General features: G+C 60.6%; 21 protein-coding genes. 14 read left to right on the forward strand and 7 right to left on the reverse strand.

Going from position 1 to position 21,911, the window contains the following annotated elements; translation table 11 throughout:
• Positions 1 to 347 precede the first annotated feature (347 nt).
• Together KGB28_RS25025 and KGB28_RS25030 are read right to left on the reverse strand one after the other, a co-directional pair.
• Entirely contained in the window at positions 348 to 1,841 is a 1,494-nt protein-coding gene (locus tag KGB28_RS25025; RefSeq protein WP_056725206.1) for a CoA-acylating methylmalonate-semialdehyde dehydrogenase, read from the reverse strand.
• Positions 1,842 to 1,915: 74 nt separating this feature from the next.
• A complete protein-coding gene (locus KGB28_RS25030) occupies positions 1,916 to 3,265 on the reverse strand; it encodes an aspartate aminotransferase family protein (protein WP_223448299.1) in 1,350 nt (449 codons plus the stop codon).
• Positions 3,266 to 3,403: 138 nt separating this feature from the next.
• Here KGB28_RS25030 and KGB28_RS25035 point away from each other — a divergent pair, with 138 nt between their 5' ends.
• The 6 genes from KGB28_RS25035 to KGB28_RS25060 all read left to right on the forward strand — a co-directional run bounded on the left by KGB28_RS25035 (position 3,404) and on the right by KGB28_RS25060 (position 9,941).
• Positions 3,404 to 4,324, forward strand: a complete 921-nt coding sequence (locus KGB28_RS25035; RefSeq protein ID WP_218430875.1) for a LysR family transcriptional regulator — start codon at positions 3,404 to 3,406, stop codon at positions 4,322 to 4,324.
• Between the two features lie 209 nt (positions 4,325 to 4,533).
• Positions 4,534 to 5,184: a TetR/AcrR family transcriptional regulator gene (locus KGB28_RS25040; protein WP_218480712.1), complete on the forward strand. Its 651-nt coding sequence runs from the start codon at positions 4,534 to 4,536 to the stop codon at positions 5,182 to 5,184.
• Between the two features lie 18 nt (positions 5,185 to 5,202).
• On the forward strand, positions 5,203 to 5,784 hold the full coding sequence (locus tag KGB28_RS25045) for an IMPACT family protein (protein ID WP_223448300.1): 582 nt from the start codon (positions 5,203 to 5,205) through the stop codon (positions 5,782 to 5,784).
• A 547-nt stretch (positions 5,785 to 6,331) separates the two neighbouring features.
• Entirely contained in the window at positions 6,332 to 7,897 is a 1,566-nt protein-coding gene (locus tag KGB28_RS25050; protein ID WP_223448301.1) for an ABC transporter ATP-binding protein, read from the forward strand.
• 11 nt (positions 7,898 to 7,908) lie between these two features.
• Complete coding sequence (locus KGB28_RS25055; protein WP_223448302.1) at positions 7,909 to 9,015, forward strand: ABC transporter permease; 1,107 nt, start codon at positions 7,909 to 7,911, stop codon at positions 9,013 to 9,015.
• Positions 9,015 to 9,941, forward strand: coding sequence for an ABC transporter permease (locus tag KGB28_RS25060; RefSeq protein WP_223448303.1), 927 nt, complete (start codon positions 9,015 to 9,017; stop codon positions 9,939 to 9,941). The genes KGB28_RS25055 and KGB28_RS25060 overlap by 1 nt, the downstream gene beginning before the upstream one ends.
• Positions 9,942 to 9,985: 44 nt before the next feature.
• Here the strand turns inward: KGB28_RS25060 and KGB28_RS25065 are convergent, their stop codons facing one another.
• Positions 9,986 to 10,429: a hypothetical protein gene (locus KGB28_RS25065; RefSeq protein ID WP_223448304.1), complete on the reverse strand. Its 444-nt coding sequence runs from the start codon at positions 10,427 to 10,429 to the stop codon at positions 9,986 to 9,988.
• An 82-nt stretch (positions 10,430 to 10,511) separates the two neighbouring features.
• On the opposite strand from KGB28_RS25065, the gene KGB28_RS25070 reads away from it, so the two are divergent.
• The 6 genes from KGB28_RS25070 (at position 10,512) to KGB28_RS25095 (ending at position 16,762) form a co-directional block, all read left to right on the forward strand.
• Complete coding sequence (locus tag KGB28_RS25070) at positions 10,512 to 10,868, forward strand: MerR family transcriptional regulator (protein ID WP_150756635.1); 357 nt, start codon at positions 10,512 to 10,514, stop codon at positions 10,866 to 10,868.
• Between the two features lie 19 nt (positions 10,869 to 10,887).
• Entirely contained in the window at positions 10,888 to 11,577 is a 690-nt protein-coding gene (locus KGB28_RS25075; RefSeq protein WP_223448305.1) for an SDR family oxidoreductase, read from the forward strand.
• 254 nt (positions 11,578 to 11,831) lie between these two features.
• Positions 11,832 to 13,190, forward strand: a complete 1,359-nt coding sequence (locus KGB28_RS25080; protein WP_008050330.1) for an 8-oxoguanine deaminase — start codon at positions 11,832 to 11,834, stop codon at positions 13,188 to 13,190.
• A gap of 328 nt (positions 13,191 to 13,518) precedes the next feature.
• Positions 13,519 to 14,601, forward strand: coding sequence for a BMP family ABC transporter substrate-binding protein (locus KGB28_RS25085; protein ID WP_223448306.1), 1,083 nt, complete (start codon positions 13,519 to 13,521; stop codon positions 14,599 to 14,601).
• A 159-nt stretch (positions 14,602 to 14,760) separates the two neighbouring features.
• The gene (locus tag KGB28_RS25090; protein WP_223448307.1) at positions 14,761 to 15,726 is read left to right on the forward strand and encodes an isopenicillin N synthase family dioxygenase; all 966 of its coding nucleotides are present in this window, start codon (positions 14,761 to 14,763) and stop codon (positions 15,724 to 15,726) included.
• Positions 15,727 to 15,808: 82 nt separating this feature from the next.
• Positions 15,809 to 16,762, forward strand: coding sequence for an adenosine deaminase (locus KGB28_RS25095; protein WP_150727777.1), 954 nt, complete (start codon positions 15,809 to 15,811; stop codon positions 16,760 to 16,762).
• A 102-nt stretch (positions 16,763 to 16,864) separates the two neighbouring features.
• Here the strand turns inward: KGB28_RS25095 and KGB28_RS25100 are convergent, their stop codons facing one another.
• Together KGB28_RS25100 and KGB28_RS25105 are read right to left on the reverse strand one after the other, a co-directional pair.
• A complete protein-coding gene (locus KGB28_RS25100; RefSeq protein ID WP_223448308.1) occupies positions 16,865 to 17,599 on the reverse strand; it encodes an ArsR/SmtB family transcription factor in 735 nt (244 codons plus the stop codon).
• A 316-nt stretch (positions 17,600 to 17,915) separates the two neighbouring features.
• Entirely contained in the window at positions 17,916 to 18,845 is a 930-nt protein-coding gene (locus KGB28_RS25105) for a LysR family transcriptional regulator (protein WP_223448309.1), read from the reverse strand.
• 126 nt (positions 18,846 to 18,971) lie between these two features.
• On the opposite strand from KGB28_RS25105, the gene KGB28_RS25110 reads away from it, so the two are divergent.
• A complete protein-coding gene (locus tag KGB28_RS25110; RefSeq protein WP_150756625.1) occupies positions 18,972 to 19,985 on the forward strand; it encodes a zinc-binding alcohol dehydrogenase family protein in 1,014 nt (337 codons plus the stop codon).
• A gap of 236 nt (positions 19,986 to 20,221) precedes the next feature.
• Positions 20,222 to 20,395: a hypothetical protein gene (locus tag KGB28_RS25115; protein ID WP_223448310.1), complete on the forward strand. Its 174-nt coding sequence runs from the start codon at positions 20,222 to 20,224 to the stop codon at positions 20,393 to 20,395.
• An 8-nt stretch (positions 20,396 to 20,403) separates the two neighbouring features.
• On the opposite strand, the gene KGB28_RS25120 is transcribed toward KGB28_RS25115, so the two are convergent.
• Complete coding sequence (locus KGB28_RS25120) at positions 20,404 to 21,600, reverse strand: multidrug effflux MFS transporter (protein ID WP_223448311.1); 1,197 nt, start codon at positions 21,598 to 21,600, stop codon at positions 20,404 to 20,406.
• 90 nt (positions 21,601 to 21,690) lie between these two features.
• Positions 21,691 to 21,888, reverse strand: a complete 198-nt coding sequence (locus tag KGB28_RS25125) for a cation transporter (protein ID WP_150727782.1) — start codon at positions 21,886 to 21,888, stop codon at positions 21,691 to 21,693.
• Positions 21,889 to 21,911: the final 23 nt, after the last annotated feature.

Consider the following 21,911-nt stretch of genomic DNA (forward strand, 5'->3'; position numbering starts at 1 on the left):
AAGTGATTATTTTCAGAAGTTTTCAAAGTTTCCTTTGCAACTTCAACCACTTGCGCTTCAGATCTCTCATCAGCGGGAGGCGAATTCTACAGCGTTACACGCTGCTGTCAACACCTCTTTTTCAACTTCTTCTTGGCTTCGATGAACTGAAGCAACTTGCTGTCGAAAACTGCGTAACTCTTTGTTTACCAAGGAGTTTTCCGTTTCGACTGCGCCGGAAGTGGGGCGAATTATAGGCCTCCAGAATCTGCCGTCAACAGCTATTTTCACAATTCTGTCATATAGGGCCAAAAAGCCCCGAAAACAAAAAGGCCGACCCAATGGATCGGCCTTCTGCGCCCTTCTACTTACAAGCTAGGGAAGGCGAACTGCGAAGCTTCATGACTCGCACGCTGCGGCCAGCGCTGGGTGATGGCTTTGCGGCGGGTATAGAAACGCACACCATCCGGGCCATAGGCGTGCAGGTCGCCGAACAGCGAACGCTTCCAGCCGCCAAAGCTGTGGTAAGCCACCGGTACCGGCAGCGGTACGTTGACACCGACCATGCCGACTTCGATCTCGTCGCAGAACAACCGCGCGGCTTCGCCGTCACGGGTGAAGATGCAGGTGCCGTTGCCATACTCGTGATCGTTGATCAGCTGCATGGCTTCTTCCAGGCTGTTGACCCGAACAACGCACAGCACCGGCCCGAAGATCTCTTCTTTATAGATGCGCATTTCAGGCGTGACGTTGTCGAACAGGCAACCACCCAGGAAGAAGCCTTCCTCGTGACCAGCCACAGTCAGGCCACGGCCGTCCACGACCAGTGTCGCGCCGGCGGCTACGCCGTCTTCTACATAACCGCTGACCTTGTCCCGCGCCTGGCCAGTCACCAGGGGGCCCATGTCCAGGCCGCAGTTGGTACCGGCACCGATTTTCAGCGCCTTGATCTGCGGAACCAGTTTGGCCACCAGTGCATCGGCCACCTGGTCACCCACGCACACCGCTACCGAGATCGCCATGCAACGCTCGCCGCAAGAACCGTAGGCCGCGCCCATCAGTGCGCTGACGGCGTTGTCCAGGTCTGCATCCGGCATCAGCACGGCGTGGTTCTTCGCACCACCCAGGGCCTGGACGCGTTTGCCGCGCTTGGTGCCTTCGGAATAGATGTATTCGGCAATCGGCGTCGAACCAACGAAGCTCAGCGCTTTGACTTCCGGCGCTTCGATCAATGCGTCCACCGCAGTCTTGTCACCGTGCACCACGCTCAGTACGCCTTTAGGCAGACCAGCCTCCAGCAGCAACTGTGCAATCAACAGCGTCGAGCTCGGGTCACGCTCGGATGGCTTGAGGATAAAGCAGTTGCCGCAGACGATCGCCAGCGGGTACATCCACAATGGCACCATGGCCGGGAAGTTGAACGGAGTGATACCGGCAACCACGCCCAGCGGCTGGAAGTCCGACCAGGCATCGATGTTCGGGCCGACGTTACGGCTGTACTCGCCCTTGAGGATTTCCGGGGCCGCGCAAGCGAACTCGACGTTCTCGATACCGCGCTTCAATTCACCGGCAGCATCTTCCAGGGTCTTGCCGTGCTCTTCGCTGATCAATTGCGAGATGCGAGCCTCGTTCTGCTCCAGCAGTTGCTTGAAGCGGAACATCACTTGGGCACGCTTGGCCGGCGGCGTGTTGCGCCAGGCCGGGAATGCAGCCTTGGCCGCGTCGATGGCGCTCTGGATGGTTTCGCGAGTCGCCAGCGGCAACTTGTGGATAGCCTGGCCGGTAGACGGGTTGAACACATCAACCGCGCGACCGTTCTCGGTCACCAGTTCGCCATTGATCAAATGCGGGATAACGCTCATGGAAGCTCCTGAAAAGTTGTCCACAGGCACCCGTTCCCGAGCGCCTGTTGTTTATAGGTATATAGAAGGAGAAATCAGTCGATCTTGCTCAGCACTTCGCCGACCGCGTCGAACAGGCGATCCAGGTCTTGCGGCTTGCTGTTGAAGGTTGGGCCGAACTGCAGGGTGTCGCCGCCGAAGCGTACGTAGAACCCGGCTTTCCACAGCGCCATGCCGGCTTCGAACGGACGCACGATGGCGTCGCCGTCACGAGGGGCGATCTGGATCGCGCCGGCCAGGCCGAAGTTGCGGATGTCGATGATGTTCTTGGTGCCTTTGAGGTCGTGCAGCGCATTTTCGAAATGCGGTGCGACTTCGGCCACGCTCTGCACCAGGTTTTCCTTTTGCAGCAGGTCGAGTGCGGCAAGACCCGCGGCGCAAGCCACCGGGTGCGCGGAATAGGTGTAGCCATGGGGGAATTCAACCGCGTATTCAGGCGTCGGCTGATTCATGAAGGTCTGGTAGATCTCGGAGCTGGCAATCACCGCGCCCATCGGGATCGCACCGTTGGTGACTTGCTTGGCGATGCACATCAGGTCCGGGGTCACGCCGAAGGTGGTGGCGCCGAACATGGTGCCGGTACGGCCGAAACCGGTGATCACTTCGTCAAACACCAGCAGGATGTTGTGCTGGTCGCAGATTTCACGCAGACGCTTGAGGTAACCCTGTGGTGGAACCAGCACGCCAGCGGAGCCGGCCAATGGCTCGACGAACACAGCGGCGATGTTCGACGCATCGTGCAGTTCGATCAGCTTCAGCAGTTCGTCAGCGAGGGCGATACCGCCCTGCTCCGGCATGCCACGGGAGTAAGCGTTGCTTGCCAGCAAAGTGTGCGGCAGGTGGTCGACGTCCATCATTGCCTGACCGAACAGCTTGCGGTTGCCGTTCACGCCACCGAGGCTGGTGCCGGCGATGTTCACACCGTGGTAACCACGGGCACGGCCGATCATTTTGGTCTTGGTCGACTGGCCCTTCAGGCGCCAGTAAGCACGGACCATCTTCACGGCGGTGTCAGCGCACTCGGAGCCCGAGTCGGTGAAGAACACGTGGTTCAGGTTGCCCGGGGTCAGGTCGGTGATTTTTTCAGCCAGTTGGAACGACAGCGGATGACCGTACTGGAAGGCTGGCGAGTAATCGAGAGTGCCCAGTTGCTTGGCGACCGCTTCCTGGATTTCCTTGCGGGTGTGCCCGGCGCCACAGGTCCACAGACCGGACAGCGAGTCATATACCTTGCGGCCCTTGTCGTCGATCAGCCAGCTGCCTTCGGCGCCAACGATCAGGCGTGGGTCGCGCTGGAAGTTGCGGTTGGCGGTGTAAGGCATCCAGTGAGCATCGAGCTTGAGCTGGCTGGCCAGGGAATTCGGGGCGTTTTCAGGCAAGTTCATGGGCAAAACCTCGCAAGGCAATAAGCGGCGTAAGGATTGAAAACCGTTGTTGCAGCTAAATTGCCACGGAGATAAAGTCGGTGAAATGCAACTCTTCTAATGTTCAGTCAGCCAACTACTAAACTTTGAGTAACCCGCATGAGCACTCGCCGTCCCGATCCGCTGGCCCAGGTCAGCGACTTTGATATTCGCCTGCTGAGGATTTTCCGCAGCGTGGTTGAATGCGGCGGCTTCTCCGCGGCGGAAACCGTGCTGGGCATCGGTCGCTCGGCGATCAGCCAGCAGATGAGCGATCTGGAGCAACGCCTCGGTCTGCGCCTGTGCCAACGGGGACGTGCCGGATTTTCCCTGACCGAAGAAGGCCGCGAGGTCTATCAATCGGCGTTGCAGCTGTTAAGTGCGCTGGAAAGCTTCCGCACCGAGGTCAATGGCCTGCACCAGCACTTGCGCGGCGAATTGATCATTGGTTTGACGGACAACCTGGTCACCCTGCCCCACATGCGCATCACCCATGCCCTCGCGCAATTGAAAGAACGCGGCCCGGACGTGCAGATCCAGATCCGCATGATCGCGCCCAATGAAGTCGAACAAGGCGTGCTCGACGGTCGCCTGCACGTCGGCGTGGTGCCGCAGGCCAGCGCACTGTCGGGGCTTGAGTATCAACCGCTGTATAGCGAACGTTCGCTGTTGTACTGCGCGGTCGGTCACCCGCTGTTTTATGTCGACGACAAGCAACTGGACGACGAACGCCTGAACAGTCAGGACGCCATCGCACCCACCTTCCGCTTGCCAGCGGAGATCCAGGCTCACTACCAGGCGCTCAATTGCACCGCCAGTGCCTCGGACCGCGAAGGCATGGCGTTCCTGATCCTGACCGGGCGTTACATCGGTTATCTGCCGGATCACTACGCGAGTCTTTGGGTGCAGCAGGGGCGGTTGCGCGCGTTGAAAGCCAGAACGCGCTTCTATGACCTGAGCCTGGCGTCGGTCACCCGCAAGGGGCGTCGACCTCATCTGGTGCTGGAGAGTTTTCTCGAGAGTCTCGCGGCGACGCGTTGAAAACTGTGGGAGCGGGCTTGCTCCGGGCGGCGTTCCGACGAAGAGGGCGTGTCAGTCGATATCTGCATAGCTGACACACCGTCTTCGCGAGCAAGCCCGCTCCCACAGTAGATTGCGGTGCAGTGTTTTATTGTGTGAGGCCTTGTCTGAAGCCAGTGGGTACGCTATCAACGCACTGGCCGCACCCACTCATCTTCTCGGAAGTGCCTATGACCTTTGAAGTCCCAGCCCACGGCGGAAAACCCGTCAGCCGCATTCGTCAGAAAAACGAAGAGACCATCATCAAAGCCGCCGAAGACGAGTTCGCCCGTCACGGGTACAAAGGCACGAGCATGAACACCATCGCCCAGAATGCCGGGCTGCCCAAGGCGAACCTGCATTACTACTTCACCAACAAGCTCGGTTTGTACGTGGCGGTGCTGAGCAACATCATCGAGTTGTGGGACAGCACCTTCAACACCCTCACCGCCGAGGATGACCCGACCGAAGCGTTGACCCGCTACATCCGCGCGAAAATGGAGTTCTCCCGACGCCAGCCGCAAGCCTCGCGGATTTTTGCCATGGAAGTCATCAGCGGCGGCGAATGCCTGACCGAGTACTTCAACCAGGATTATCGCGCCTGGTTCCAGGGCCGCGCGGGCGTGTTCCAGGCCTGGATCGACGCCGGTAAAATGGACCCGGTCGATCCGGTGCACCTGATCTTCCTGTTGTGGGGCAGCACCCAGCACTACGCCGACTTCGCCACGCAGATCTGCCGCGTCACCGGGCGCACCAGGTTGACCAAACAGGACATGGAAGACGCCGGGGACAACCTGATCCGCATCATTCTCAAGGGCTGCGGCCTGAAACCTGCCATTTAAGTAGCCATTCAGGTACGTATGCCTTTTACCCTCAGCGGTTTTTGCGAATACCGCGAAGAGATTCGCAAGAGCCGCTTCATTACCTTCGCCGCGCCGATCTCCAGCCCGGCCGAGGCCCAGGCGTTCATTGAACAGCACAGCGACTTGAATGCCTCGCACAACTGCTGGGCCTGGAAACTCGGCGATCAATATCGCAGCACCGATGATGGCGAGCCCGGCGGTACGGCCGGCCGGCCGATTCTGGCGGCGATAGAGGCACAGGATTGCGATCAGGTCGCGGTGCTGGTGATTCGCTGGTATGGCGGCATCCAACTGGGCACCGGGGGGCTCGCTCGGGCCTATGGCGGGGGTGCAAACAAATGCCTGCAAGCGGCGCCAAAGATCGAGTTGATCAGCCGGGTGCCGTTGCGTTGCGCTTGCGGATTTGCCGAACTGGCCCTGGTCAAGCTGCGGGTGGCAGAGGCAGGTGGATTGGTTGTGGATGAAAGCTTCACCGCCAATGGTGTCGAGTTGCAGTTGGCCGTGGGCGCTGCGCATATCGACACCTTGCAGTCACAACTGGCCGATTTGAGTCGCGGACGTATTTTGTTGCAGCGCTAAAAAGCCTCAGCACAGGCTGCGATCTTTTGGGGCACGCCGGTTTTTCACTTATTCCATATTTGCCCACATCTGCTGTGCACCCGCCTGTGGATAACCTGAGCACATACGGCTGTAACCCTTCTGTCATGCGGCTTTGCGGTCTTTGCTCAATTTTCGTCCAATCTGCCATCAAGCACATCAAATTCAAATAAAAACAAACAGTTACAACGGTTTATCGCCTTTAGAAGAAAGCCACTCAGTGCTTATGCCCGTGCTCTGAGCTTGCACACAAATACTGTGGAGCAATCTGTGGATAACCCGTTCATGGCCGCCTCCGCGCCCTGCACGGTATGGCTTGTGGTCGATTGCTCATTTTTTGAGCAAAAGCGCACGAGCAAAATCGGGGCTTGATTTGCACCATTGCCCCCATGTGGTGCCGGGCTCTGCGTGGCACATTTGAAAGCTGCGTACTCAACGCCTCTTCTCGCAGGACTCCGACGTTTTCCTGACCTAGTGGCCAGAAAATTGCTTTATCCACAGGCACAAGTCCAACAGCACCGAGCCTGTCATGCCCAATCACGCTCCAATCCCCGACCCGGTTCCGCGCCTGCAACTGCGCAGAATCACAAAACGCTATCCCGGTTGCCTGGCCAACGATGCCATCGACCTGACCATTGCCCCTGGCGAGATCCATGCCCTGCTCGGCGAAAACGGCGCAGGCAAAAGCACGCTGATGAAGATCATCTACGGCGTGACCCACGCCGATTTCGGCGAAGTGATCTGGCAAGGTCAGCGGGTGAACCTGCGCAACCCGGCCCAGGCCCGGGGTTTGGGAATCGGCATGGTGTTCCAGCATTTCTCGCTGTTCGAAACCCTGAGCGTGGCGCAGAACATCGCCCTGGCCATGGGTGCGGCGGCAGGCACACCCAAACAGCTTGAGCCGAAGATTCGCGAAGTGTCCCGGCGCTACGGCATGGCGCTGGAACCTGAGCGACTTGTCCACAGCCTGTCGATCGGTGAACGGCAACGGGTGGAAATCATTCGCTGCCTGATGCAGGACATCCGCCTGTTGATTCTCGATGAGCCAACTTCGGTGCTGACGCCGCAAGAGGCCGACGACTTGTTCGTCACCCTGCGCCGGCTCGCCGCCGAAGGCTGCAGCATTTTGTTCATCAGCCACAAGCTTGGGGAAGTGCGTGCGTTGTGCCATAGCGCGACGGTACTGCGCGGCGGACGGGTGGCCGGGCATTGCGTGCCGGCCGAGTGTTCGGATCAGCAACTGGCGCGCTTGATGGTCGGTGAAGCGGCAGAGTTGATCGCAGACTATCCGAAGGTTACTGGAGGTGATGCGTTCCTTGATGTCCGTGGCTTGTCCTGGCACAACCCGGACCCGTTCGGCTGCTCGCTTGCCAACATCGACCTTGAAGTGCGCCGCGGTGAAATTGTCGGCATCGCCGGTGTCGCCGGCAATGGCCAGGATGAGTTGCTGGCCTTGCTCAGCGGCGAAGCACTGCTGCCCCGCAACGCCAGCGCGACAATCCGATTTGGCCAGGAGCCCGTCGCCCATTTGCGTCCCGATGCTCGCCGCCAACTCGGCCTGGCGTTCGTCCCCGCCGAACGCTTGGGCCATGGCGCGGTGCCGGAACTGAGCCTGGCGGACAACGCGCTGCTGACCGCTTTCCAGCAAGGCTTGGTGAGTAACGGCCTGATCCAGCGCGGCAAAGTCGAAGCACTGGCCGAGGAAATCATCCGCCGTTTCGGGGTCAAGACACCCGATAGCCAGGCGCCGGCCCGCAGCCTGTCCGGCGGCAACCTGCAGAAATTCATCCTCGGCCGGGAAACTCTTCAGCACCCCAAATTGCTGGTCGCCGCGCACCCGACCTGGGGTGTGGACGTCGGTGCCGCCGCCACCATACATCGCGCGTTGATTGCCTTGCGCGATGCCGGCGCGGCGATCCTGGTGATCTCCGAAGACCTCGACGAACTGTTCCAGATCAGCGACCGCCTCGGCGCCTTGTGCGGCGGTCGGCTGTCCGCGCTCCACGCCACCGTCGATACGCGCCTGAGCGATGTCGGCGGCTGGATGGCCGGCCAGTTCGGTGCCCCTCAATCACTCGCATCCGCCTCGCGTTAACGGAGTGTCACATGCTGCTTTCTCTTGAACCCCGCGGCCAGCAATCGCGCCTGATGCTGTGGTGCTCGCCATTGCTGGCGGCTGCACTGACCCTGGGCTGTGGATCGTTGTTGTTTATCGCGCTCGGGCACGACCCGCTGCTGACCTTGCACACCTTGCTGATCGCGCCGGTCAGCGACCTGTATGGCGTCTCCGAATTGTTGGTCAAAGCCCTGCCGATTCTGCTCTGCGCATTGGGCCTGGCCGTCGCCTATCAGGCGCGCATCTGGAACATTGGTGCCGAAGGTCAACTGCTGCTCGGCGCGTTGGCCGGCAGTGCGCTGGCGGTGAACATCATCGATATGCAAAGCCGCTGGGCGCTGGTGTTGATCTTGCTCACCGGCACCTTGGCCGGAGCTGCGTGGGCCGGGCTGACGGCGTGGTTGCGCACGCGTTTCAACGCCAATGAGATCCTCACCAGCATCATGCTCAATTACATCGCCCTGAACCTTTTGCTGTATTGCGTGCACGGTCCACTGAAAGATCCGGAAGGTTTCAATTTTCCGCAATCGGCGATGTTCGGTGACGCCAGCCGCTTGCCGCTGCTGATGGAAGATGGCCGGGTCCACGCCGGGGTTTACTTCGCCCTGCTCGCGCTGGTGACCGTGTGGGTGTTGTTGCAAAAAAGCTTTGTCGGTTTCCAGATCAAGGTGCTCGGGCTGGACAAGCGTGCCGCCGGTTTCGTCGGCTTCCGCGAGAAGCACCTGATCTGGCTCGCACTGTTGATCAGCGGCGGTCTGGCGGGGCTTGCCGGTGTGTGCGAAGTCAGCGGCCCCATCGGCCAGCTGGTGCCGCAGGTCTCGCCGGGCTACGGCTATGCGGCGATCACCGTGGCGTTTCTCGGCCGCCTGAATCCTGTCGGCATTCTGTTTTCCAGCCTGTTGATGGCACTGCTGTACATCGGCGGCGAAGGCGCGCAAATGAACCTGAACCTGCCGCAAGCAATCACCCAATTGTTCCAGGGCATGATGCTGTTTTTCCTGCTGGCCAGTGATGTGCTGATCCTCTACCGACCGCGCTTGAACCTGCGCTGGACCCGCCGCGCACAAACCACCGCCGTACAAGCAGGAGCGCTGTGATGGATATCGATCTGCTGAGCAATATTTTCTACGCCATGGTCCGCTGCGGTACGCCGTTGCTGCTGGTGGCGCTGGGGGAGCTGATCTGCGAGAAAAGCGGCGTCCTCAACCTCGGCCAGGAAGGCATGATGCTGTTTGGCGCGGTGATCGGTTTCATCGTCGCGTTCAACACCGGCCACCTGTGGCTCGGCGTGTTGCTGGCGATGCTCGCCGGGATGCTGTTGTCGTCGCTGTTTGCCCTGGTGGCGCTGATGTTCAACGCCAATCAGGTGGCCACCGGTCTGGCCCTGACGATTTTCGGCGTGGGCCTGTCGACCTTTGTCGGGGCGGCGTGGGTCGGCAAGCCGCTGGCGGGGTTCGAGCCGATGGCGATTCCATATTTGAGTGAAATCCCGCTGATCGGGCGGATGCTGTTTGCCCAGGACCTGTTGGTGTATCTGTCATTCGCACTGTTTGCGCTGGTGGCCTGGGTGATTCTGAAATGCCGCGTCGGGCTGATCATTCAGGCGGTCGGGGAAAACCCCGATGCGGCCAGCGCCATGGGCTTGCCGGTGTTGGCGGTGCGCACGCTGGCAGTGTTGTTCGGCGGCGCTATGGCCGGGTTGGCCGGAGCATATCTGTCGCTGGCGTACACGCCGATGTGGGCGGAGAACATGAGCGCCGGGCGCGGCTGGATTGCCCTGGCGCTGGTGGTGTTCGCCAGTTGGCGGGTGTGGCGCCTGCTGCTCGGCGCGTACCTGTTCGGGCTCGCCAGCATCCTGCACCTGGTGGCGCAGGGGTTGGGGCTGGCGATTCCGTCAAGCCTGCTGGCGATGTTGCCGTACGTCGCGACCATTGTGGTGCTGGTGTTTCTGTCACGGGATGCATTGCGCACAAGGTTGTATGCGCCGGTGTCGTTGGGGCAGCCGTGGCAGGCTGGGCATTAGCTGGTGCCTGGGCGGGCCTCTTCGCGAGCAAGCCCGCTCCCACATTAGATGGGTGTGAACTCGGTCAAATGTGGGAGCGGGCTTGCTCGCGAAGGCGTCCGAACAGGCAACACCTGAGCCACGCCCCACGCCAATTCAAACACCAGGAAAACCACCAGCAGCGAACTCGCGCCATGAACCAGAGCATAAGCCTGCCAGGCCGAGAACAGGAATCTGCCCACGGCGTCATACCGCCCATAAACCTGCTGCGGATCACGGATCCGCAGCACTGCCCACACGCAGACAATCGACCCCAGCAGATTCGCCATCAACATGTGCACCGGCTCGAACGGTGGCAGCTCACCGGGCAAACTCAACGCCTGACTCATCCCCGTCAAAACCCCATGCAACGCTGCAAAACTCCACGGCGTGACAAACGCGAGCATCACAATCAGGTCATACCAGGCACTGCCTTGCACCAGCCGGCGATATTGCGTTGTAGTCCACATCGACATTGCTCCATCAATTCAGGGAGCAACAAGGCTAAAGCCTGGAGTATGCTCCAGGGTCAAGCCCCCTCGAGACGTCATGATGCGCATCGGTGAATTAGCCCAGGCCAGCGCCGTCAGCCGCGACACGCTGCGCTTCTACGAGCAGCGCGGATTGATTGCGGCGCAACGCAGCGCCAACGGGTATCGAGACTATCCGCCAGACATGGTGCAACTGGTGCAGTACATCAAGACCGCTCAACGACTGGGCTTTACCCTCGGCGAGATCGGCAACAGCGTCGCTACAATCTGGCAGTCGCCCGATCCGGACAGCGCCGTCACGCAACTGCTGCAAGACAAACTCAAACTGATCGAAGCCCGCATGGCCGAACTCGGCGCGCTGCGCGACGAGTTGCAACAACGGCTCGGGCAACAGTGTCCATTGAATCCACGACTCTGAATTTTCAAGGAAGCCACTCATGTCCAAGGCAAAAACCGCACTCATCATCGGCGCCTCCCGGGGGCTTGGCCTCGGGCTGGTGAAAACCCTGCTGGCCGATGGCTGGCAAGTCACCGCCACCGTGCGCGAACCGCAAAAAGCCGAAGCCTTGCAGGCCCTGGGCAATGTGCGGATCGAAAAGCTCGACATGGACGATCAGCAGGCGGTGTCCGCCCTGAGCCAACAACTCAAGGGCGACGTGTTTGACCTGTTGTTCGTCAATGCCGGGGTCAAGGGGCCGGATGTCCAGACGCCGAACGGCGGCGCGACAATGGCCGAAGTCGGTCAGCTGTTTTTCACCAACGCCGTGGCGCCGATCAACCTGGCCCAGCGTTTTGTCGAGCAACTGCGCCCGGACACCGGCGTGCTGGCGTTCATGAGTTCGGTGCTGGGCAGCGTGACCATGCCCGATGCGCCGGAACTGGCACTGTACAAGGCCAGCAAGGCGGCGCTGAATTCCATGACCAGCAGCTTCGTCACTCAGTTGGGCGAAACCAGTCTCACCGTGCTGTCGCTGCACCCGGGCTGGGTGAAAACCGACATGGGTGGCGAAGGCGCGGACATCGACGTGGAAACCAGCACCCGTGGCCTGCTCGATCAAGTGAATGCGTATATCGGCAAGGGCGGGCATCACTTCATCAATTACCGGGGTGAAACCATTCCCTGGTAAACGCCACCGCCCACTGTGGGAGCGAGCTTGCTCGCGATGGCGGAGTGTCAGTCAACAACATCTGTGTCTGGTAAACCGCTATCGCGAGCAAGCTCGCTCCCACAGGGTTATTTGTTGTCCTGTCGGGCCGGGCTTGCCCATAACGGCGTTTTGATCGACACTTCGCACCTCGCCTCCCCGGCGAACCTGGATCAGCAGACAGGGCAACACTGAGCTGGCAACCCTGAACCCAACTTTCAGAGGAGCCGGCCAACATGCCTGCGACCCGTACCTGGTTAAAAAATCCCCTCGCCATTTTCACCTCCAACGGTCTCGATGCCCGTGGCGGCCTGGTGCTGCAAGACGGTTTGATCGTCGAAGTACTCGGCGCCGGTCAACAACCGTCCGCACCCTGCAATGAAGTGTTCGATGCCCGCGAGCATGTGATCCTGCCGGGCCTGATCAACACCCATCACCACTTCTATCAAACCCTGACCCGCGCCTGGGCGCCGGTGGTCAACCAGCCGCTGTTCCCGTGGCTGAAAACCCTGTACCCGGTCTGGGCACGCCTGACCCCGGAAAAACTCGCCCTCGCCACCAAAGTCGCGTTGGCTGAATTGCTGCTGTCCGGTTGCACCACCGCCGCCGACCACCACTACCTGTTCCCGGAAGGTCTGGAAAACGCGATCGACGTGCAAGTCGAAAGCGTTCGCGAACTGGGCATGCGCGCCATGCTCACCCGCGGCTCCATGAGCCTCGGCGAAAAGGACGGTGGCCTGCCGCCGCAACAGACCGTACAGGAAGGCGAAGTGATCCTCGCCGACAGCCAGCGTCTGATCGCCGAGTACCACGAACGCGGTGACGGCGCACAAATCCAGATCGCCCTGGCACCGTGCTCGCCGTTCTCGGTGACGCCGGAAATCATGTCGGCCAGTGCCGAGTTGGCGAACAAACTCGACGTGCGCCTGCACACCCACCTGGCAGAAACCCTCGACGAAGAAGATTTCTGCCTGCAACGCTTCGGCCTGCGCACCGTGGATTATCTGGACAGTGTTGGCTGGCTCGGTCCGCGCACCTGGCTGGCCCATGGCATCCATTTCAACCCGGATGAAATCGCCCGCCTCGGCGCCGCCGGCACCGGTATTTGCCATTGCCCGAGTTCGAACATGCGCCTGGCCTCGGGCATCTGCCCGAGCATCGAGTTGACCGATGCCGGTGCCTTGCTTGGTTTGGGCGTGGACGGCTCGGCGTCCAACGATGCCTCGAACATGATGCTCGAAGCGCGTCAGGCCCTGTACATCCAGCGCCTGCGCTACGGCGCCGAGAAGATCACCCCGGAACGCGTGTTGGGCTGGGCGACCAAGGGCTCGGCGAGCCTGCTGGGCCGTACCGATATCGGCGAGTTGGCCGTGGGCAAGCAGGCTGACCTGGCGATGTTCAAGCTCGATGAGCTGCGCTTCTCCGGCAGTCATGATCCGGTCTCGGCATTGCTGCTGTGCGGTGCTGATCGAGCGGATCGAGTGATGGTCGGCGGCAAGTGGCGGGTGATCGATGGGCAGGTCGAAGGGCTGGATCTGAAAGGGTTGATTGCTGACCACAGCCAGGCGGCGCGGCAGTTGATTGCAGGGACCTGACGAACACCGAGTAAAAAATGTGGGAGCGGGCTTGCTCGCGAAGGGGTTGTGTCAGTCGATATTTATGTGACTGACACACCGCTTTCGCGAGCAAGCCCGCTCCCACATTGGTTTTGTGGAGGGTCAAGGCCATCTGGATTGGCGCACCAGTGGATGGCAGCTGTGCAAGGACATGCACTGTTATCGGACTTCAAGGACCTGTCGCGAGCCTGCTCGCGATAGCATCACCGCGGATTCATGTTTTGTTGTCTTGTTGGTCAGCAATTTGCATTGCCCTGTGCAAGCCAGAGAGCCCAGCCAACCTCACAACAAAATGGAGTTCCAATTCATGCACAACCGCCCGTTGAAGAAGCTGCTTTGCGCCGTTGCGGCAGCCATCGGTTTGAGCGCCAGCCTGACCGCCGCAGCCGCCGAGCCACTGAAAGTCGGCTTCGTCTATATCGGCCCGATCGGCGACCACGGCTGGACGTATCAGCATGAACAGGGGCGCAAGGAACTCGCGGAAAAATTCGGCGCGCAGATCACCACCAACTACGTGGAAAACGTCGCCGAAGGCGCCGACGCCGAGCGGGTGATCCGCAACATGGCCAAGGACAAATACGACTTGATCTTCACCACCTCCTTCGGCTACATGAACCCGACGGTGAAAGTTGCCAAACAGTTTCCCAAGGTGACCTTCGAACACGCCACCGGCTACAAGCAGGACAAGAACCTCGGCACTTACCTGGCGCGCACTTACGAAGGTCGCTACGTCGGCGGCTTCCTTGCGGCGAAGATGACCAAGACCAAAAAGGTCGGCTACGTCGCCTCGTTCCCGATCCCGGAAGTGATCCGCGACATCAACGCCATCCAGCTGGCCCTGAACAAGTACAACCCCGGCACCGAGATCAAGGTGGTGTGGGTCAACTCATGGTTCGATCCGGGCAAGGAAGCGGATGCAGCCAACGCGTTGATCGACCAGGGCGTGGACGTGGTGTTCCAGCACACCGACAGCCCCGCACCTATCCAGGCGGCCGAACGTCGCGGCGTGTACGCCGTGGGCTACGCTTCGGACATGGCGCACTTCGGGCCGAAAGCGGTGCTGACCTCCATCGTCAACGACTGGGGCCCGCACTACGTTCAGGCAACCCAAAGCGTGATCGACCATGACTGGAAATCCCGGGACTACTGGGGCGGTTTGAAAGAAGGCACCGTTGAGCTGCCGATCAGCGACCTGGTGCCAGCGACGGTGAAGAGCGAAGCCGAGCAGCTCATCGCCGACATCAAGAGCGGTGCGTTGCAACTGTTCGCCGGGCCGATCAAGGATCAGGCCGGGGTCGAGAAAATCCCGGCGGGTGTGAGCGCGACCACGGCGGAACTGGCGTCGATGAATTACTACGTGGAAGGCATGAAGGCCGAGATTCCGAAGTAACTCTTCAGCCAGAACACAAAACCCTGTGGGAGCGGCGGTGCGGCGATCCGACTTGCTCGCGAAGGCGTCATCTCAGTCGATATATATGTCGTCTGATACACCGTTTTCGCGAGCAAGCCCGCTCCCACATTGGATCTTCAGCGTTCTTAAGGACTGCGCATGAACCATCTCCCCATCATCGACATCACCCCGCTCTACAGCGACAACCCATCCGCCTGGCCAGCCGTGGCCGCGCAAATCGACCTCGCCTGCCGCGAGTGGGGATTTTTCTACATCAAAGGTCATCCGATTTCAGCGGCGCGCATCGATGCCCTGCTTGACCATGCCAAGCGCTTCTTCGCCCAACCCACCGCCGAAAAGCTCAAAATCGACATCACCCAAACCCGTCACCATCGCGGCTACGGCGCCATTGCCACCGAGCAATTGGACCCAAGCAAACCCAGCGACCTCAAGGAAACCTTCGACATGGGCCTGCACCTGCCGGCCGGACACCCTGACGTACTGGCGGAAAAACCCTTGCGCGGCCCCAATCGCCATCCGTCCATGACCGGCTGGGAAGCGTTGATGGAACAGCACTACGTCGACATGCAAGCCCTCGCGCAAACGCTGTTACGGGCAATGACCATCGCACTGGGAATTGAGCGCGATTTCTTCGACACACGCTTCAATGACCCGGTCAGCGTGCTGCGGATGATCCATTACCCGCCACGCCACACCGCCAGTTCCGAAGAGCAGCAAGGTGCCGGGGCGCACACTGATTACGGTTGCATTACCCTGCTCTATCAGGACACTGCCGGTGGCTTGCAGGTATGCAACGTCAAAGGCGAATGGATCGACGCGCCGCCGATCGAAGGTACGTTCGTGGTCAACCTCGGCGACATGATGGCGCGCTGGAGCAATGACCGTTACCTGTCGACGCCACACCGGGTGATCAGCCCCCTGGGCGTGGATCGTTATTCGATGCCGTTCTTCGCCGAGCCGCACCCGGATACCCGCATCGAATGCCTGCCCGGTTGTCAGGATGCATTGCACCCGGCGAAATACCCGGCCACCACCTGCGCCGAGTTCCTGCTCTCGCGCTTCGCCGATACCTACGCCTATCGACGGGAACTAGAAGCGGTGTGACGAACCGCCCGGTCAGGTTTTACCAATTGTTGCGGCAACCCTCTGTAGAATGGCGACCATTGCACCTGATGAGAAAAGAATTATGTACGACTGGCTGAACGCCCTGCCCAAGGCCGAATTGCACCTGCACCTGGAAGGCTCGCTGGAGCCCGAGCTGTTGTTCGCCCTGGCCGAGCGTAACAAGATTGCCTTGCCATGGAACGACGTCGAAACCTTGCGCAAGGCGTATGCCTTCAACAACCTGCAGGAGTTCCTCGACCTGTATTACCGGGGTGCCGATGTGCTGCGCACGTCCCAGGACTTCTATGACCTGACCTGGGCGTACCTGCTGCGCTGCAAAGAGCAGAACGTGATTCACACCGAACCGTTCTTCGACCCGCAGACCCACACCGACCGTGGCATCCCGTTCGAAGTAGTGCTCAACGGCATCGCCGCCGCGCTGAAGGATGGCGAGCAGCAACTGGGCATCACCAGTGGTTTGATCCTGAGCTTCCTGCGTCATCTGAGTGAAGACCAAGCACAGAAAACCCTCGACCAGGCGCTGCCGTTCCGCGATGCGTTCGTCGCCGTGGGCCTGGACAGCTCCGAGATGGGCCACCCGCCAAGCAAGTTCCAGCGTGTGTTCGACCGGGCCCGTCACGAAGGCTTCCTGACCGTCGCCCACGCCGGTGAAGAAGGCCCGCCGGAGTACATCTGGGAAGCCATCGACCTGTTGAAAATCCAGCGCATCGACCATGGCGTGCGCGCCATCGAAGACGAGCGCCTGATGCAGCGAATCATCGACGAGCAGATCCCGCTGACCGTGTGCCCATTGTCGAACACCAAGCTTTGCGTGTTCGATCACATGTCGCAGCACAACATTCTCGACATGCTGGAACGCGGCGTGAAAGTGACCGTGAACTCCGATGACCCGGCGTACTTCGGCGGTTATGTCACCGAGAACTTCCATGCGCTGCACACCCACCTGGGCATGACCCAGGATCAGGCCAAACGCCTGGCGCAGAACAGCCTCGATGCGCGGTTGGTGAAACCGTAAAGGCAAATGCAAATCCTTGTAGGAGCTGGCTTGCCAGCGATCAGGCCATCACCTCCAGTATTGATGCTGGATGGGAGGCCGCCATCGCCGGCAAGCCGGCTCCTACAGAGCCATTTCCAACTCGGTTTCCTGGGCAAAGCGATGAATTTCGCGTTGCCCCGAGGCCGTCACCTGCAAGGCTCGGGAATCGTTGGGCAGGCTCAGCCACCCCGACTGCATGAACAGCTGCAACAATGCCGCGCCCAGCGAGCCGCCCAAGTGCGGGCGTCTTTCGCTCCAGTCAGGGCAGGCGCAGGCAACCCTGCCGTTGTGATGGGCCAGTGCCTGGATGAACACTCCCCGTGCCGCCAACTCCGTCGCGCCCTTGAGCGTGACCGTGACCCGCTGATCAAAGTGTTCGATCCAGCCTGCCTCCAGCAGTCGCTGATACAGATCGGCGGACAGGGTGCCCCCCAAGTGATCGTCGCACAGTCGGGCACTCAACAATGACGAACGCACCGCCCGGGGTTTGACCAGAGGCGCATTGCGCTTGAATACGTCCGGAATATCCTGGGGTGCGCTGGCGAAGGTCGCGCTGGCCAGTGCTTCGATTGCCGCCCCGACCTCGGGAGCGGCCAGGCGGAAGAAGCGTTTGCGGCCGCGGTTTTCAACCCTCAGCAGACCTCCGGCGGACAAACGTCCCAGGTGTGCACTGGCCGAAGACGGTGACAGGCTGGCCAGCAATGCCAACTCTTCGGTTGTTCGCGCCGAACCATCCATCAAGGCCCACATCATTGCGCTGCGCTTTGGGTCAGCCAGCAATGTGGCGATCTGGCTGATGCAAGGTGCATGTTCCATGTATTCACTCCCTGTTGAATCGATTCGTCTACTGCCCAGAGAAATCTTGACCAGTAATGTGTCGTCGGCCAATCCGTGGAAACTGCCATAAGCCCGGCAACGCCTTGCTCACTCATTAGCGCTGCCTGGCCGATGCTGCGAAGGCCAGAAGGTTGACCGTGCAGCCGGGCCGACTCGTACGTGGTCCCGCCATTGGGGGATCGACGCTACGTACATGATGAGGGCGTTAGTATATTCGGGTTGGTCGGCGGATCCTTTCCTCCGCCCGGCGTAGGTGGTGATCGTTCCTGAGGGAAATTTCTCTTTTTTTGGGCGACTAATGATCGATTTCCGCAAAGCCCGGAAATTGACTGCTCAAAAACGCGCATCGTCTGGCAAGCATTTCACGCAACAGGTTCACCGGCTTACTCAATTGTGCGCGATGGGCGCACAACAGATTCAACGGTGCGCGCTCACAGAGCAGCTCCGGCATCAGCACCGTCAAGCGGCCGGCCAGTACATCGGCGGCCACATCGAGCCAGGACTTGTAAGCGATCCCGGCACCTGCCACGGCCCAAAGGCGCACGACATCGGCATCGTCACTGAAACGATCGCCGCTGACGGTCAGGCTGACTTCGCGTTTGCCGTCGTGAAAACTCCAGTGATCGTGGACCCGGCTGCCGAGCATGTACAACAGGCAATTGTGCTGCGCCAGTTGCTCCAGATGCCGTGGCTCGCCATGCCGGGCCAGATAGCCGGGAGCGGCGCACAGCACCCGGCGGTTCTGCGGGGCGATGGGCAGCGCCACCAGACTGGAGTCCTCAGGTTCTCCGTAGCGCAGGGCAATGTCTACCGGTTGGCGAAACAGGTCGGCAATGCGGTCCCCCAGCAGCAGGCGCACGGTGAGTTTCGGATGCTCGCGTTGAAACTCGTCGAGCCAGGGCAGCAGCAGGTTGCGGCCAAAGTCCGATGGCGCCGACAGTTGCAGCACCCCGCTGACCTGGTCCTGACCACTGGCCAGCAATCGCCGGCCCTCGTCGAGATTGCTCAGGGCCGCGCGGGCGTACTCGAGAAAACCCTCGCCTTCGGCGGTCAGGCGCAGGCTGCGGGTCGAACGGGCCAACAATCGGGCGCCGAGCTGTTGTTCGATGCGCTTGAGCGCCGCGCTGGCCACCGCCGCCGACATGTCCATGCCCCGTGCGGCGGCGGACAGGCTGCCCAGGTCCGCCGCCCGGACAAACAACTGCAAGTCATCGAAACGCAACATCAAGAGCACCGATTATCAAAAAAATATTGAAAGAGACTGCTCTTTTAGCCGGTTTTATATTCAGGAGAAATAGCCAATCATCTGTCCCATCGAATCTCTTCTTTAATTAGTGTTCAGGAGCCGCCCATGAAAGCCATTGCCTACTACGCCTCGTTGCCGATCAGTGACGACAAGGCTCTGCAAGACATCGAATTGCCGGATCCGGTCGCCGGCCCCCGCGACTTGCTGGTAGAAGTCAAAGCCATCTCGGTCAACCCGGTCGACACCAAGGTGCGCCAGAACGTTCAGCCCGAAGGTGGCGCGGCCAAGGTGTTGGGTTGGGATGTGGCCGGTGTGGTCAAGGCGGTGGGCAGTGAGGTGACGCTGTTCCAGGCCGGCGACAAGGTGTATTACGCCGGCTCCATCGCGCGTGCGGGCGGCAACAGCGAGTTGCATGTGGTGGACGAGCGCATCGTCGGCCACATGCCAAAGACCCTGGGTTTCGCCGAGGCCGCTGCCCTGCCGCTCACCGCGATCACGGCGTGGGAGCTGTTGTTCGAGCGCCTGCAAGTGCGCGAAGGCAAAACCGACGAAGGCCAGAGCCTGTTGATCGTCGGCGCGGCGGGCGGTGTGGGCTCGATGCTTACGCAACTGGCTCACCAACTGACGGCCCTGAAAGTCATCGGCAGCGCTTCGCGTGCGCAGACCCAAAGCTGGGTGAAGGAACTGGGCGCCGATCTGGTGATCGACCATAGTCAGCCACTGAGCGAAGCACTCAAGCGTGCCGGCGTGGATCAGGTCACCCACGTTGCCAGCCTGACGCAAACCGACCAGCACCTGGACCAATTGGTCGAGGCATTGGCACCCCAAGGCAAACTGGCGCTGATCGATGACCCCAAGTCGCTGGACGTGACCAAGCTCAAGCGCAAGAGCCTGTCACTGCACTGGGAATTCATGTACACCCGTTCGCTGTTTGAAACCGCGGACATGATCGAGCAGCACAACCTGCTCAATCGCGTCGCCTGGCTGATCGATGCCGGGACCCTGAAAACCACGGTGGGCGAACACTTCGGTACAATCAACGCGGCCAATCTGCGCCGTGCCCATGCCCTGCTGGAGAGTGGCAAAGCCAAGGGCAAGATTGTGCTGGAAGGGTTCTGAAGCGCTGAAAAAAACCGCCGCTGATTTCATCGCCTTCTGCTGTTTTCCGACTGCGACCGGGCAATTCCGGTCGCAGACAGCCTCTGTGGCACCCTCGAAAAACCGTGTTTTTTTTAGTTACAAACCGTCAGTCAGACAGTTGATCCTTGTCACAATGGTGAGCGTATACGGGACTACAATCGAATCTCCTGCGAGGTATTCTTTTGCGTAACGTCTTTTACGAGAGGTGATCAGCTATGAAGATCCTGATAAAAGAACTGGCAAAATCCCAGTGGCAAGTCCGCCTTGACCAACATGCTGTGACGTTCCGCAGCGAAGCAGAAGCTCGCGCTTTCACGCGTACTCTTGAAGCCCGCATCCAGGCCCCTCACCAGATTCCCGTCCTCCTCCCGCAGCGTGCAGCCGGCTGACTCCGGCCTCAAACCTGGGCTTGCGCCAGCGCCCGGGCATTTTGCAAACGCCGGGTGAGCACGGCCGCGCTCACCACCAGAAATCCACACAGGCTGATGACCATGGCCATCGGCACGGCGCTGCCGTCGTGCAGCACACCCACCAGCGCAGAGGCGCCGGCAGCCACGCTGAATTGCAGACAACCGAGCAGCGCCGACGCGCTGCCGGCCCGTGCGCCCTGCCCGTTCATCGCACAGGCCGAGGCGTTGGGCAGGATGCAGCCGAGGCTGGCAATGCAGACGAACAACGGGAGCAACACCGGCCACAGTTGAGCGGTGTGCAGGGAGCTGACCGCGAACAGCGTCAGTCCGGCCGCCAGGTAAACCCACACGGCGCGCGCCAGCAAAAACGCCGGGCCACGTTTGGCCAGCAAGCGGGCGTTGACCTGCGCCACCAAAATGAAACCTGCCGCATTGGCGCCGAACAGCCAGCCGAAATGTTCAGCCGGGACGCCATAGAGCTTGATGAACACGAAGGGTGAACCGGCGATGTAGGCAAACATCCCGGCGATGGCGATGCCCCCGGTCAAGGCATGGCCAAGAAATATCGGGTCGGCCAGCAACCGGCCGTACTGACGCAGCGCACCCGACAGCGGTTGACGCGGCATGTGGGCCGGCATGCTTTCCGGCAATCCCGCCGCCACCGCCAGCCCCGCCAGCGCACTGAAACCGGTCAAGGCGAGGAAGATCGACTGCCAGCCTGTGGTGTTGACCAACAACCCACCCAGCAATGGCGCGAGGATGGGGGCAAGTCCCATCACCAGCATCAACTGCGAAAAGACTTTCGCCGAACCCACCGCATCACATTTGTCGCTGACCACCGCCCGGGAAATCACCATCCCCGCGCAACCGCCCAACGCCTGGATGAAACGCGCGCCGATCAGCCATTCCAGGTTCGGCGCATAAGCGCATGCTACGGATGCAGCGGTGAACAGGCCGACACCGACGAGCAACGGAATGCGTCGCCCGAAACGATCCGCCACCGGGCCATAGGCCAACTGACCGATGGACAAGCCGAGGAAATACGCCGCCAACGTCATCTGAACGTGATTTTCGTCCGTCCCGAAAGCCAGGGCCATGGCCGGGAAGGCCGGCAGGTAGAAATCGATCGCCAGCGGACCGAAAGCGCTCAAGGCGCCGAGAATCAGAATGGTACGAAAGTTCATCAGGCATCCAGTGGGGCAGAAGTCGGCAGCCCGACAGTCTAGCCGCGCATGGACGCCTTGAACATTCCGGTAGCTCGCTAACTATCAAATTCAGGCCAGTTTGACGCCGTAACCCTCTTCGCTGATCGCCTCGATCACTTGCTGGGCGGTCAGCGCACTTTCGACACCGACCTCCCTGGCCGCCAGATCGACCCGCACACTGGCCGCGGGGTCCTTGGCCTGGACCGCCTGAGTGATGGCCTTGACGCAGTGGCCACAAGACATGCCTTCAACGTTGAACACTTGCATGGGATGACTCCTTTTCCGAGGGT

The sequence above is a fragment of the Pseudomonas sp. BF-R-19 genome, from assembly GCF_019956445.1.
Taxonomy (GTDB): domain Bacteria; phylum Pseudomonadota; class Gammaproteobacteria; order Pseudomonadales; family Pseudomonadaceae; genus Aquipseudomonas; species Aquipseudomonas fluorescens_BH.

Bases quoted from the DNA above. Each gene is read 5' to 3' on its own strand.
- KGB28_RS25090 (WP_223448307.1), top strand. From the start codon at position 14,761: ATGAACCATCTCCCCATCATCGACATCACCCCGCTCTACAGCGACAAC.
- KGB28_RS25125 (WP_150727782.1), bottom strand. From the start codon at position 21,888: ATGCAAGTGTTCAACGTTGAAGGCATGTCTTGTGGCCACTGCGTCAAG.
- KGB28_RS25120 (WP_223448311.1), bottom strand. From the start codon at position 21,600: ATGAACTTTCGTACCATTCTGATTCTCGGCGCCTTGAGCGCTTTCGGT.
- KGB28_RS25095 (WP_150727777.1), top strand. From the start codon at position 15,809: ATGTACGACTGGCTGAACGCCCTGCCCAAGGCCGAATTGCACCTGCAC.
- KGB28_RS25060 (WP_223448303.1), top strand. From the start codon at position 9,015: ATGGATATCGATCTGCTGAGCAATATTTTCTACGCCATGGTCCGCTGC.
- KGB28_RS25050 (WP_223448301.1), top strand. From the start codon at position 6,332: ATGCCCAATCACGCTCCAATCCCCGACCCGGTTCCGCGCCTGCAACTG.
- KGB28_RS25085 (WP_223448306.1), top strand. From the start codon at position 13,519: ATGCACAACCGCCCGTTGAAGAAGCTGCTTTGCGCCGTTGCGGCAGCC.
- KGB28_RS25040 (WP_218480712.1), top strand. From the start codon at position 4,534: ATGACCTTTGAAGTCCCAGCCCACGGCGGAAAACCCGTCAGCCGCATT.
- KGB28_RS25105 (WP_223448309.1), bottom strand. From the start codon at position 18,845: ATGTTGCGTTTCGATGACTTGCAGTTGTTTGTCCGGGCGGCGGACCTG.
- KGB28_RS25110 (WP_150756625.1), top strand. From the start codon at position 18,972: ATGAAAGCCATTGCCTACTACGCCTCGTTGCCGATCAGTGACGACAAG.
- KGB28_RS25030 (WP_223448299.1), bottom strand. From the start codon at position 3,265: ATGAACTTGCCTGAAAACGCCCCGAATTCCCTGGCCAGCCAGCTCAAG.
- KGB28_RS25065 (WP_223448304.1), bottom strand. From the start codon at position 10,429: ATGTGGACTACAACGCAATATCGCCGGCTGGTGCAAGGCAGTGCCTGG.
- KGB28_RS25070 (WP_150756635.1), top strand. From the start codon at position 10,512: ATGCGCATCGGTGAATTAGCCCAGGCCAGCGCCGTCAGCCGCGACACG.
- KGB28_RS25035 (WP_218430875.1), top strand. From the start codon at position 3,404: ATGAGCACTCGCCGTCCCGATCCGCTGGCCCAGGTCAGCGACTTTGAT.
- KGB28_RS25025 (WP_056725206.1), bottom strand. From the start codon at position 1,841: ATGAGCGTTATCCCGCATTTGATCAATGGCGAACTGGTGACCGAGAAC.
- KGB28_RS25080 (WP_008050330.1), top strand. From the start codon at position 11,832: ATGCCTGCGACCCGTACCTGGTTAAAAAATCCCCTCGCCATTTTCACC.
- KGB28_RS25045 (WP_223448300.1), top strand. From the start codon at position 5,203: ATGCCTTTTACCCTCAGCGGTTTTTGCGAATACCGCGAAGAGATTCGC.
- KGB28_RS25075 (WP_223448305.1), top strand. From the start codon at position 10,888: ATGTCCAAGGCAAAAACCGCACTCATCATCGGCGCCTCCCGGGGGCTT.
- KGB28_RS25100 (WP_223448308.1), bottom strand. From the start codon at position 17,599: ATGGAACATGCACCTTGCATCAGCCAGATCGCCACATTGCTGGCTGAC.
- KGB28_RS25115 (WP_223448310.1), top strand. From the start codon at position 20,222: ATGAAGATCCTGATAAAAGAACTGGCAAAATCCCAGTGGCAAGTCCGC.
- KGB28_RS25055 (WP_223448302.1), top strand. From the start codon at position 7,909: ATGCTGCTTTCTCTTGAACCCCGCGGCCAGCAATCGCGCCTGATGCTG.